The organism is Sedimentitalea sp., from assembly GCF_039973035.1.
In the GTDB taxonomy this organism is placed as follows: Bacteria; Pseudomonadota; Alphaproteobacteria; order Rhodobacterales; family Rhodobacteraceae; genus Sedimentitalea.
In genome coordinates this window covers 1-12,591 of sequence record NZ_JBDWLR010000101.1, presented here as the reverse complement: position 1 = coordinate 12,591, position 12,591 = coordinate 1, and the positions used below count along the sequence as shown (strand labels likewise).

At 60.4% G+C, this 12,591-nt stretch carries 6 protein-coding genes and 1 pseudogene; 1 reads left to right on the top strand and 6 read right to left on the bottom strand.

Features of this window, described 5'->3' with window-relative positions:
* Positions 1–197: 197 nt before the first annotated feature.
* The 3 genes from ABJO75_RS27960 to ABJO75_RS27950 are packed head-to-tail and all read right to left on the bottom strand — an operon-like array spanning position 198 to position 6,626.
* A complete protein-coding gene (locus ABJO75_RS27960; RefSeq protein ID WP_348124066.1) occupies positions 198–620 on the bottom strand; it encodes a hypothetical protein in 423 nt (140 codons plus the stop codon).
* 25 nt (positions 621–645) lie between these two features.
* Positions 646–5,082 carry a hypothetical protein gene (locus ABJO75_RS27955; protein WP_348124064.1) on the bottom strand — a complete coding sequence of 1,479 codons (4,437 nt, stop codon included), beginning with the start codon at positions 5,080–5,082 and terminating at the stop codon, positions 646–648.
* A complete protein-coding gene (locus tag ABJO75_RS27950; protein ID WP_348124062.1) occupies positions 5,079–6,626 on the bottom strand; it encodes a hypothetical protein in 1,548 nt (515 codons plus the stop codon). Before ABJO75_RS27950 ends, ABJO75_RS27955 begins: the two co-directional genes overlap by 4 nt.
* Before the next feature lie 274 nt (positions 6,627–6,900).
* Here ABJO75_RS27950 and ABJO75_RS27945 point away from each other — a divergent pair.
* Positions 6,901–7,496, top strand: a pseudogene (locus ABJO75_RS27945) (IS5 family transposase); the annotation flags it as partial.
* 124 nt (positions 7,497–7,620) lie between these two features.
* Here the strand turns inward: ABJO75_RS27945 and ABJO75_RS27940 are convergent.
* The 3 genes from ABJO75_RS27940 to ABJO75_RS27930 form a co-directional block, all read right to left on the bottom strand.
* Positions 7,621–11,028 carry an AAA family ATPase gene (locus tag ABJO75_RS27940; RefSeq protein ID WP_348124060.1) on the bottom strand — a complete coding sequence of 1,136 codons (3,408 nt, stop codon included), beginning with the start codon at positions 11,026–11,028 and terminating at the stop codon, positions 7,621–7,623.
* A complete protein-coding gene (locus ABJO75_RS27935) occupies positions 11,025–12,206 on the bottom strand; it encodes a DNA repair exonuclease (RefSeq protein WP_348124058.1) in 1,182 nt (393 codons plus the stop codon). The genes ABJO75_RS27940 and ABJO75_RS27935 overlap by 4 nt, the downstream gene beginning before the upstream one ends.
* Positions 12,207–12,465: 259 nt before the next feature.
* Positions 12,466–12,591: transposase (locus tag ABJO75_RS27930; RefSeq protein WP_333483634.1), on the bottom strand; the 126-nt coding region annotated here is incomplete at its 5' end.

The window sequence follows — 12,591 nt, the reverse complement described above, 5'->3', positions numbered from 1 at the left end:
ATACACTTTCAGCCGCTGCCTATCGCCAAACCAGAGCCGATGCCCACTGGATTTGGGACGACATCACGCGTGACCTGAAGGCTGCCTGAGATCCAGTGCCACGGCTTTCGCCGACAGAAACTCCGATAACTTGACGATGCCATCCAACCTACCGCGAACGCGCTGACCGCTGCAACATGGGTGATGCCACGGCAATATCAGGCCGCCGGTGCCAATAGGTTGGACAGTTCATCATATTCGGATATCAACTGTTCAAGTACAGTCAGAAAATCCTCGACCGGCGCAGTCAGATCGCTGCCGTCCCAACCGGTCAAGACAACGTCGCTTCCGTCGACATCAACCCTGGCCTGCTCCGGTCCGGTCCGGAAATCGTAAACACCGCCTTTGCCCGACCGCAGCAAATCGGGGAGATCATCCAGAAAGAACCCAGTGACACCGTTCAGCGTATCCTCGATCATGATGTATTCGACCTCGTCGGTCATGCTGAGCGCGCCGTTCGGGTCGGCCCGGCGCTCGGGTTCCATGGCGTCCAGCAACCCAAGGTCTTGCTTGATGTTCTCAAGGGACCGCAAACCGGTCTTCGGGATCATCAGCCACAATTCGCCTCTTAGCATACTCATTCCGGTACCCTTTCAGACTTTAAGATCATTGGGCGACCCCCAAGGCCTTGGCAGCGATCAGAACGTCCGGTGTCGACAATTTGTCGCCGTCCTTGGGGTAGAACATCCTTGCATTCAGCATACTGGCAGCATTTCCTTGATTGGCGGGTTGGGTGTGAAAATTGAGGCCAACGGCGACGGCGTTGGGTGGTGGGTTGGGATTGGCGTAGTTATGTTCATACCAAGCCCGTGTCCATGCATTTGCGATCGCGTTGTTTGCCTTTGTGGTTTGACTTTGGGTGGTTGCGGCACTCAACTGTTGGTTGGCGGTGGCCAGCGCAGCCTGATACTGGTTCCACATTGTCGTATGGATATTGCTCGAAACCGCGTCCTGCATCGCCGCTTCCGCGAGTTGTTTGGCATCGGGCGCCTTCATATCCTCGGGGAAGAACGAGTTGGGTTTGTTCCGGCCGCCTTCCCTGATCAAGTCCTTCTGCGCATTGGTCTTGTTTGTGTTCGAGACGCCGGCCAGCGCGCCGCCCAGCAGAATGCCGATGTCATGCTCCGATCCCTTCGGGCTTGACTCAGCGTCAAACAGATAGGTTTCCGCCACGTGGCGGTCGGTGATATGCGCCATATCCACCGTTCCGCCCTGAACGCCATTTGCGGGCACGATCGGATTGCCAGTATAGGGCTTCTTGATCAATCCCGCCGACACGCGTATAAGATCGGCCTCGCTGACAGCGGCAACCTTGGTATCCTCGAATGCAGATCCGGCAAATCCTGCGGTCGCCTGCAAGGCCAATAGCCCGGCGGTATTGGCGTGGTTCTGGTTTGCCCAGACAGTGTATTTCTTGACACCGTTCCTGACCTCCTTCAGCCCTTCGGCGACGAACTCCTGGCTGGCCACGATGCCGTCCGTCACCGCCTTGGCTCCGTTCATGACGGATGTGACCGCATTCAGCGCATCGGTTTCGGCCTTGGTCCGTTTCTTGATGGCCTTCAGTTCCTTTTCGAACGCCTTGGAACAGATTTCGACCTTTTGCGCGGCGGCGCGGGCGGCCGTGGTGGCGCTGCTCGCGGCCTGTCCTGCGGTCAGCGCCCCCTGGAACTGTTCCTCGGGGCCGGGATTGACGGGCATCGGGGCGTTGGCGGCGGGCGCGGCGGCGGGAAGGGCGCTGACCAACCCACCCCATTGTGCTGGAGGTGGGCCGGCAAAATGCACCACCGCCTTCTCGGCCAGCAACTTGGCCGCATCGCGCGCCGCGACCAGCGCGTCGAGCTTGGCTTCCTGATCGGCACCCGGCAATTCGGCCTTGGATTGTTTTTCCTCGGCCAGTTCTGTCGCCGCGCGCACGGCCGGATCGGCCTCGGCCCGTTGGGCAAGCAACGTCGCGGCGGCGTCCGCAATCGCCGCCTTGCCACGCTCGAACGTCTTGTTCACCCCATTGGCCGGGACCGCAGACGGATTATTCGGATCTGCCAGCAGATGGCCGGTCAGATCCTGCATATCCTCGTTCATCTTGGCACTTGCCGCCTTTTCGGCCTCGGCAAGGTGATGGTCGGCCAGTGTCTTGGCGGCGGCGGCGGCGGCTTGCGCACCGGTCTTGGCGGCGGACAGCGCCTCCTTGCGTTTGTTGTCGTCCACGGTATCGCGCGCAGCGACCAGTGCCGCCTCGGCCTTGTCGGACAGATCCTTGATCAGCTTGGCATAGGCCTCGGAATCCGCAGCCGGCGTCGCCGCGCCCAGCGTGCTGACGGCAAGGTCGACGGCGTCTTTGGCATTGATCGCGTCGGTACGCGATTGTCCGGTTGCCGCGGCCAGGTCCTTGTTTTCCGGTTTTGTGCCCTTTTGCTCCGCCGCCGCGCGATAGGCCGTGTCGGCCGCAGCCTTTTTCAGATCTGCCGGGGTCGCATTGAGCAGCTCATCGGCGGCGGCGGCGGTCATCGCCGCCCCGCGGGCCGATGTGGCCGCGACATCCAGATCTGCCTTGGCCTTGACTGCGACCGTCACCATCTTGACCGACGGGATCTCCGAAGCCTTGCGGATCGCCTTGGCACAATCCGTCGCCGAGGTGATCGTCTTGGCGCGTTCCGCGTCATCCACCACGTTCTTTGCCGCCGCCAGCGCGTTCTTGGCGGCTTCGGCGGCGGCCTTGAGCAATAGGTTGAAATTCGCCGGATTGTCGCTGGGTACGGCGGCGGCCAGGTTCGCCGCGGCGGTATTGGCGGCTTGCTGCGCTTGTATCGCCTCATCCTTGAGTTTGGCTATCTCGGTGTCGATCTCTGACTGTTGGGCGTTCGCTCCGGCCTTGGCTTTCGCCTCGGTCTCGGCGTCGGCTTTCTGGGTCGCGCTGAGGCCATAGGCGGCAAGATCATCCCCGGTCTTGGCGCCGGACAGAATATCGGCATGCGACGCGGCAAGCGTGCCGCCTTCGCTGCCAGGCTTCAGGGTGCTGGCAGCGATACCGTTACAGGCATCGGCCACGGCCAGATTCTTCAGCGCCTTCTTGCCCTCGGCATTTTCTCGAACATTGTCCATGGCAATGCGAGCCGCGGCCTCGTTCACGGCAGCGGCGATCGCATCCGTCACGTCTTTGCCTGCATCAAAGGCCTTCTCGGCCTCGGATTGGTCGGCAACCGCACGCCCCGCCGTAAGCGCAGCATCCGCAAGCGCCGCCGCGCGCACCAGCAGCGCCGGATCCACCGGGCGCGGGGCGGCCTCGACCACTTCGGCCATGTTCTTCGACGTGTTGGCCGCATCCTGTGCCGCCTTGGTTGCTTCCTTGCTTGCCTGTCCTTTCAGGACTTTGGCATTCGCTGCTGCCGATGCGGCGGCACCGAGTTTTGCGGCGGTCAACGCCGCCTCGGCCACCGCCGTGTCCCGCGCCGTTTCGGCATAGGATTCGGCCGCGATCCTCAACGGTGTCGGTGGCGTGTTCGGCGGGGTCTTTGGCAGGGATTTGAGCGCTTGCCCGGCGGCGGCGGCCGCGCCGCCCCCGGCGGATCCGGCCATTGCCGTTGCGGCGGCGCGTTTGGCAGCCGTCTGCGCGGCCACGGCGGCAGCCTTCGCGGCCTCGATCGCTTTGGTGCGTTCACCGTCATCCGGCTCGATCTCGGCGGCGGCCATGGCAGCATCCGCCAGCTTGATCAGCGCGGCAATGGCATCCGGCGCCGCGCCGTCAAGCCGCGCGTCCATCTCGGCGGTTGCTTTCACGGCGGCAGCGGTCGCGATCTTGGTCTGTGCGGTCTGGGACCCATCGCCTCTGGCGGCAATCGCTTGCAACGCAGCCCCGCGCGCCTCCATCGCACCGGCCTGCGCCATTGCCTCGGCAAATTCGCCGCGTTCCTCGTCATCGGCAATTCCGATCGTCAACAGGTTGGTGGCCTGTGCCGGATCGATATTGCCGGCCAGGGCACCCGCGCTGGCTGCCTTGCTGGGTTTGCTGTGGGTTTGCGCCACCTCGATACTGGCTCTCGCGCTCTCGGGGCCACCAATCGGCGGCGTCTTGCATGCGGCGCTTTGAGTGGCAAAGGTCTTGAGGAACGGGTCACGCAAATGGTCGGCCAGAGCCTGATCGCTTATCGTTGGGTCGCGACTCTTGAGCGCCTTGAACAACCGGTCCAAACGCTTGCCGCCCTTGCCGTCATCGCCGTCAAGCCCAGTCAGAACCCGATTGAGGTTGCTCAGGCTGGGGTCCGGCGCTGCCGTGAACGCCCCATGCAATTTCTTCAGTCGCTCTGGTTTGCTCTCAAGACCGTCAACGATCATGTTTCTCAATAAGTCCGGGTTGGACGGTGCGCGACCGTCCAGTGCAGTTTCCGTCAACAGGCCGCGCAGCGCATCCTTGTCGTCGTCGCTGGTGAACTTGCCCGACAGAGTCTTTAGCAAATCGCCGTCGCCCTCCTTGGCCAAGGCAGCCAGGACCGCCGGGGCCTGCCCCAGCCCGCCCTGGTCCAGAACCCCGGCCAGCCGCTCGCGTTCTTCCTTCTTGCCGAATTTCTTGCAGAACGCCTGCAGTTTCGCCGGATCCTGTCCGCAGCCGCTGTCAAAGATCGCCGCCAGCGCCTCGGGGTTATTGCCCATGCCGGCCTCGGCGATCATATCCTGCAACGGCTTGGGGTCTTTCTTCAATTCATCCGACAGCGCCTTGAGCTGGGCGGGATCACGCCCGCAACCCTGTTCCGCCAGCGCCACCAGCACGCCTGTGTTGCCCTTTAGGATGTCGTTTACAAGATTTCCAATATCGGCAACATCGGTGCCAAACGCCTTGATCACATCTTCCAATGGCGGGTGTTTCGGCATCTTTGCCGCGAAGTCGGCAAACTTGTCGGCATCACCAAAGCCGTCGATCACCTTGACCAGTTCGGAGCCGCCGCCCAGTTTGGCCGCCAGATCCGCGCGGCTCAGGACAGCCGCCGCCGTCTGCGCCGCAAGACGTTCGTATGCGGTGATCGGTCCCGTCAATTCGCTGACCTTCATAGCTCATCCACCTTGTCCAGTGCGTCCTTGGCCGCCTTTTTGGCAGCTTTGAGCGCGGCTTTCTCCTTCGCGGACAAATCCGCTTCCTTGGGTTCTGTCACGGCGCCGATGCGCGCCTCCTTCACGGCCAAGGCCACGGACAGCTTGTTCAACTGTGTGACCTGTTCGCCGAGCGCAGAAATTACCGTATCGGCCTGATCAAGATCGGCGTCGGTCTTGCTCGTTTGCACCGTGATCAGTTGTTCAAAGGCCGCGATCTGCACATTGCTGAACTTGCGGCCCTTGGGTGCACCGATGCAGGTCTTTGCCGCCTGCACCACCTTGTCAATGTCGGAAATCTTCTCGACGATTGCACCGTTCAGATCGTCCATACGGCGTTCAAGTTCACCGCAGGCTTGATCCAGATTGGTCAGATCTACATTGGCCCAGTCCGTCACCTTGGACCAATCCAACAGGTGTTGGGATTTGGCCAACAGCTGCTTCGCGTGCTCTTGTATTTTTAGAGCGTCGCCGCCTGCTGGCGCCCGCTTGTGCGGCATCAGCTTTGGCGCATCAGCGGCGAGGCGTGCCAGCAACGGGGCAACCTTGGCAAAGCGTTCCCGCCGCTCCTTCAACTTGAGGTCCAGATCGTCTAGGTATCTGGTGAGTGCCGCAACGTCGCTGACTGCCTGCGCCAGTTCGTCCGTTGTGGGCGTATCGGCCAGATCGTCGGATATTATCCGAAGATTTTCGGCTTCGGTCCGTTCGGACATCTCGGCATCCTTGGGCGGAACAAGCTTAGCCACCTGGTTCCGTAGATCCTGCGCCTTTTGCTTGCGTGTAGCCAGGGTCTTTTTCAGTTCATCCAGATACTGCTCCAGCGCGTTGACATTTTCGGTCGCCGAAACCAGGTCCACCGCCGTCGGAATCTCTGCCAGATCGTCCAGCTTGGCGGCCAGCGTTTCGGCTGTTTTCCGTTCCGTGCCGTCCGCGCCATCGGGTACCGTCAGCTTGCCGAGCTTTTCGCGCAGTTCCTCGGCCTCCTGCTTGCGCTTCTGCCGGCCTTGCTCTGCCGCCTCATTCAGCGACGCGGCGAGGAGTTCCTGTTTTTCAATCTCGGCTCTGGCGGCGGTGACGACTTCGGGGTCGGTGGCGTCCACGAGCGGTCCGGCGATTTGCGCGGCCGTGCTCTTTATCTTGTCGCGTTCCTCCGAAGGAACCTCGGCATCGAGCGACTCTTCCAGTCCGTCGGCGCGTTTCAACAGTGCTTTGGCCTCTTCGCCGGTCTTCTTGATGCGGTCTGAAATCTCGAGAACCAATTGCTCGGCACCGCCTGTCGCTATCGACGCCTGATCGACAGCCAGGGGAACGCCCGCATCACGCACCAGTTCGCGGGCGAGCGCAATCTGTTCGGAGATGTCTTTCGCTTCTGCCGGTGTCGCACCGGCGGGAACCTTCACGTTGTTCAAGCGCAATAGCACATCGTCTATGTCGGCAGCATCGCCGCCATCGGCCATCACGATGAATCTCTTGACAAAATCGTCTTGAATATCGGTCAAGCTCATGGCTGTCCCCACCCCCCAAAAGGCATAGTCCTTGCTCCGTTCGACATTGGACTGACATATCAAGATAGCAGAAAAGTGTGTCGGAATCAGCGGCCGAATTATCACAACTATTGCAACAATATCCTAAGTCGTCGGATTCACCTAGCTCGAACCACCCGCTCAAGTGGCGATTTCCGCCTCTCAAGCAACCTGGTGGCGAGTGGTGAACGGGTGTGTTGCACAGATCGGTTCGGTTTCGTAGCTGGCCGTGTGATCTGACTGCGGGATGCTATAAATGCCGCATAAGTTCAACGCCGCTCGCCGTGACAAGATCCCGAAGCAAAAGTATCGTGTGACCAGCTGGTCTGAATACAACGAGGGTCTGCGACAACGCGGTGATCTAACGGTCTGGATCGACGAAGACGCGCTTGGCCTGTGGTCGGCACCGCGCCGAGCAACGCGTGGCGGACAACGGCGCTAGTCAGATCTGGCGATTGAGCTCTGCCTGACTTTGGGTATGGTTTTCCACCAGCCGCTGCGCCAGACTCAAGGATTGATGCGCTCCATTGCAAAATTGTTGGGGATTATGATCGCAGTGCCGGATTTCTCCACCCTGTCGCGCAGGGGTAATGGGTTGGCGTTGCAAACAAAGCCAAGGGTCCACAGTCAAGCTGGGATTCACCTGGTTGTCGACAGTACCGGCCTGAAGTTCTCTGGCGAAGGCGCCCTCTCGGCAGCATGCTGCGCATGCGCCTGCCGGGTAAGAAATGGCTTGAGGAAAAGCATAAAACCAAGCGCAAACGGCGCTCTTGGCGCAAGCTCCACCTCGGTCTTGATCTTGTCAGTGGCGAGGTCGTCTGCTCCGATCTGACCAAGGGTGATGTTGGCGAGCGCCGGGCCGGTAGAGTATCGATCATCAAGTGCGGACGTTCGGCCATTCATTATTGTTCAGTATTTCCGCGTACAGCCCAAAAATGCTCCGTGAGTGACAGCCGTCTGAGGTCCAGCAGATCTTTCAGTTTGGCATTTCCACGACAGCCACCCCCTTGATGCTGTCTCGTGCCAATTCGACCAGATGGGCGTGATGGGTGAAGAGAATTGCCTGTCCGTTCCCGCCGATCTCCGCGCAAAGCTTCAGCGCCGCCCGGGCGCGCGTATCATCGAACGTTTCCATGATGTCATCCAGGATCATTGGTAGCGGACCGGGTTCGCGCGCAAAGCTGCGATAGCCAGCGAGGCGCAGCGCAAAGTACAATTGACCCATTGTGCCCGTTGACATCTGGTCAACGGGAACGGTGCCTCCGTCAGGCCGGATACCGACGAGCTTTTCGCCTTCGGCCTGGGTCCAGACGTCGACACTTGTCCAGGCTGGGGCGGTCATGGCAATAAAGGCCTCTTCGACGTCACGCAACATGGTGCTGCGCCGCTCTGCCGCAAGCCGACGCAACGCCCCGCGTGCCGCCAGCACTCCGAGTCGAGCCACCGCGGCCTGACGTGCGCCGCTCCGCAATTCTTCGAGCAATGTTGCCTGTTCGGTCGCGAGATCGCTGCGGTCGGCGGCCTCAAAGGCTACACGGTACAAACGGTGGGCTTCGGTTTGTGCATCGCGGGTGGTGTCGCGGGCGAGCTGTGCGTCCTGCAGCGCCTGTTCCAGCTCTGGCGCGCGTGTAGCGTCAGGCATCTGGGCCAGTTCTTCCACAAAGAGATCATCATCGACGCCATCACGGGCCTTCTGACGATCATGGTCCATTGTTACACTTACCGTTCGCAGACGATCACGCTCAACCAGCTTTGCGACACGGTCGCGCGGTGCGAGGCCTTGTCCTCCTTGCCTCTCGAAACAAGCGTCCAATTCATCATTGGCATCCTGGCGCTCGGTCTCTGTGCGACGTTTCAACCTTTCGGTCTCGTCCCTTCTCGAGGCGGCCTCCTTACGTTTTTCGTCTGCCCGCGTTGCCAGCGATACGCGCGAACGTGCACGGTCGATGAGTTGGATAGGGTCGATATGTGTGTCGTCCTCGGGACCATCCATGATTTGAGCCAAACGCTGCGCGCCATCTGCAAGGGCGGCAATCGCTTGCTCCAAGGCCTTGATCCGATCCGAGAGCCCTTGATGGTCACTTTGGTGCCGATGCAGACTGCGCAAATGCGGTAAGGCCGAACGGATTGCCGAGATAGAGCGATCCGGCAAAGGCAGCGCCGCTGTCAACTGATCGAGCTTTCCCTGCGCCTTTTCGAAATCGCTGCGACATTGCTCCGCTTTTTTGTCCAGTTCGGCAACGGTCTTCTTGCCATCCTGCCATTTCGCCCACGCCTTGCGATCGCTCTCCTCCAGCGTCAATGCGCGTCGTACCTCATTGGGCAGGTCGCCCTGCGCAGGTTGAAGCCCAAGGGGCTGCGCCGCATCGGCCAACGCAATTCGAGCCGCGTCCCGTTGGGCAAGGCGATCATGCAGCGACTTTTCAGCGTTGGATAGATCGGCAGCAGCGTCTGCCGCTGTCCTCAGAGCCTGTTGGCGCGGGCTGAAGGCGGAGGGGCGCGCGCCGTCTTCCAATCCCAGTGCATGTGCCAATCCGGAACAGCGATCCGTCAGGCGGTCACGCTGCACAACTAAATTGTCGTGACGGGTCTTTGCGGTTTCATGCCGGGCCTTGGCGGTCCGCACCAGACCTTGTGCCGCGAGCAGTCGCTGCCGGGCCTCGGCCCCCGTCAGATAATGTGCCCGGGCGCCGTCATCGGCGTACATCGCCGCTTCGAAGTGATCGGCTGTCTCGATCGTAAGTTTGCCCCGATGCTGCTGCCATATGATGTCGCGCTTACGCCGGGTCTCTTCGGTCTTGACGATATCAACAGCGTCGGGTGCGTCCTCCTGCGTGGAGAGATTTGCCCGCGCTTCGGCCACTTCAGCTGCGCGGGCGGCGACTTCTGTGCTAGCCGATGCAATATCCGCGGTCAGGGTCGCCCATTCGCGACTGACGTCACCGAGCGTTTCCGGCGCAGGCAAGCCCGCCGCGACACGGTCTCTCCAAGTCCTTGGCAGGTCAGCGATGACCTTCGTCAGGCGCGCCAATGCCTGTCCTTGGCTTGCCTCGGCGGTGGAGACATCCGCTACAGTCTTCCAAACATCGAAGGCTGCGCGCAGCGCAGTCAAATCTTGCGGTTCTGTCGGCGCTTCGCCGTGTTGGGCGCGGGCTGCTTCGACGGCCTTGCGTGCGGCGTCGGCTGAAAGACTTGCGGTCCAGCAGTCCTGCACCGCAGTCTCGAGCCCCTCAAGATCGCTTTGCTCCAATGCAATTGTGAATGCCGGCGCATCTGGCATCTGGAGAAGCCCCAGATCTTCGAAGATTTTTTCCCCGAGTTTCTCGCGCTCTTCGCGGCGACGCTCCAGATCAGCCCGCGCCGTGCTGGCCCGTCCCATCATAGGCGCCCCATCGATGGTCAGTTGATCAAGCCGCTGCAACTCTGCCGCTAAAGGCTGGGCCAGCATGTCGGCTGGATGGTCTGCAATAATCTGATCTTGTTTGGCGATCTCTTCTTCCGCCTCTTTGATCCGGATTGCCCGAGCCGCGATCTTTTCGACAAGGCTTGCAACACGCTCCGCCGCATCCGTAGGGAGGGCAGGGCCGTCTGGGAATTCGGCCAGGGCCTCTGTCAGCTGCTTTATCTTCTCGGTCCGGTCGTACCAGACCGCCGCAGCCTTCGACGCAGCTTGTCTTCGATGGGCCAGTTTGAGCTCGGCATCAGCAGTTTCGAACTCGGCTGATGTCCGGTCACGATCTTGACGAAGGGCGCGCTCTCGATCGGTCGTCAAACGATCAGCCCGTAATTCGCGGCCAATCGCCTTCAGGCGATCGCTGCCGGTTTTCAATGCTGTGCCCCGCCCACGTTTCTTATAGAATCTGTCGGCCCGCTCTGCCAACGAGTCCAGCGTTTGAGCCATGCCTGTAAGCCCGGAAAGGCCCGCATGCAGGAGTTGGCCAAGGTCCCCCTGCGCTCCGGCAATCCGTTCGCCGCCTTCGCGCAGACCCTTCTCGTTGAGTGAGAACCGTTCCTCATAGGTATCTCGCGTCAGGCCGTGTAATGCACCTAAAAGGATCGCCTCGTTTATCGGGCGGTCATTCGCGTCCAAGAGCGATTGGGTCCTCTTGCTGTTGCGGCGCAAGACCACGGGCCCAAGCCCAGGCAGATCAAGTTCTGCCCCCACCACAAGATCACTTCGATCAAATCGGAAGGCATAGGGATGCGCACCACCCTTGAAACCGAAGAGCAATTCCAGAAATCCGTTGAAGGCGGTGGATTTGCCGGCTTCATTCCGGCCAAAGATCACCGTCACGTCGGGCACGCCTTCGGCTGGTTTTGGGAAAGCAATGTCGGCGTCTTTAAAACGCCCATAGCGGATCAGGTCCAACCGGTTCAGCCTCATTTCGAGGCCCCCGCGTGCAATGTCAGTGAGACCTCGGAAATCGCTTCCTCAAGAAGCGCATCCAGACTGTCCTGATCAAGTTCGTCCATAATTTCGGACGGCATGGCGAGACGCAGTTCTTCGAGCTCTTGCAGGGCGGACTGTCGAAAGCCTTCTTCGACCAATTCATCCCGCATCAGACGAACCAGATCGTCAGTCTCGGCCCCAAGTTTGCTGGGCAGCGGGGCGCATTTGACCTTGTCGAGGAACACGCCGTCAATGCTATCCAGCACTTCTGTCGACAGTTCCGTCACAAGGTCCGCGCCGTGTCGATCCGAGGTCGCGTAAAGGCGCACCGCCATGTCGCAGCCCGGCACTTGCACGGCCACAAACGCGTCGCGCAGGTTTCGCAGAACCTCCTGTTGATCAGAACAGGCGCTCAAGTCCAACGAACATTCGGAGAAGCCAAGGCGGCCAATGGCGCGGCGTTCGAAATCCGGGATACCGTCACCCAAGGACACCAAGGTGACGGTGCCACCCTTGCGCTCACCAAAGTGACGCGGCTGCGGTATACCGGGCATGATCGCCAAGACTGGTCCGTCGAGCCGCTCAAATGGTGCATGAATGTGCCCGAGACACCAGAGGTCGAAGCCATGCGCCATCAAGTCCCGTTCGGAGCAAGGCGCATAAGGATCATGACCGGGCGCGCCGTCGAGCGATGTATGCATCAGCCCGATGTTGCGCTTGTCGGGCACCGGCTGCGGATACTCGGGCAGGAAGCTTTTCGCCACATGCGCCGCATCGAATGACAGACCATGGAACGCAGTATCGCCAATTTCCACCGTCGGGGCCCCCTTGTGCAGAAGGTGGATGTTCGGCCCCAAGTCTCCATGCGCCTTGTGATCTAAAAGCGCATCGTGGTTTCCCCTGATCAGCACTGTGGGCACGCCAGCGTCCGAGGCACGCGCTAACTGCGCAATCAGGAAGGCGCGGGATTTCAGGTCCGGGTAACCATTGTCAAAGATGTCGCCTGCCAGAACCAATGCATCAATCTGTTCCGAAATCGCCATATCTACGATGTTGACGAAGGTGTCGCGGCTGGCCTGTTTCAAACGCTCGCCAAGATCGGGGTTGCGCAGCGCAACGGATCGAATTGGTGAACCAAGGTGAATGTCAGCTGAAACAAGTAAGCGCATCATGTTCTCACCGTATCGTACAATATGTGTACCTCGTCTCTGACCTATTCATCGTTTTCGACAGGTAGATGCACAAAGTCATCACCCATCACCATGAAACATCTTGCATCCCCGGACGCACCGAAATTGCGTCGAAACACACTGAGATAGCAATCAGTTTTGACAGGAGATCACGGCCCATACCGGATGATGTGGGTGGCTCCTGCTCCACCGTCATCGAATGTGCCAAAGTGCAGTTATTAACGACTGCTAGGGTCAGGACTCATAGCCAATAGATGACGGTTGCCGCTAGCGCGATTGCGGAGAGGAAGACCTTCGGGCACCTGTCGTATCGGGTCGCGACCCGTCTCCAATCTTTCAACCTGCCGAACATGATCTCGATGCGATT

Excerpts from the sequence above, each read along its gene's own strand:
- ABJO75_RS27960 (WP_348124066.1), bottom strand. The coding sequence starts at position 620 with ATGAGTATGCTAAGAGGCGAATTGTGGCTGATGATCCCGAAGACCGGT.
- ABJO75_RS27955 (WP_348124064.1), bottom strand. The coding sequence starts at position 5,082 with ATGAAGGTCAGCGAATTGACGGGACCGATCACCGCATACGAACGTCTT.
- ABJO75_RS27950 (WP_348124062.1), bottom strand. The coding sequence starts at position 6,626 with ATGAGCTTGACCGATATTCAAGACGATTTTGTCAAGAGATTCATCGTG.
- ABJO75_RS27940 (WP_348124060.1), bottom strand. The coding sequence starts at position 11,028 with ATGAGGCTGAACCGGTTGGACCTGATCCGCTATGGGCGTTTTAAAGAC.
- ABJO75_RS27935 (WP_348124058.1), bottom strand. The coding sequence starts at position 12,206 with ATGATGCGCTTACTTGTTTCAGCTGACATTCACCTTGGTTCACCAATT.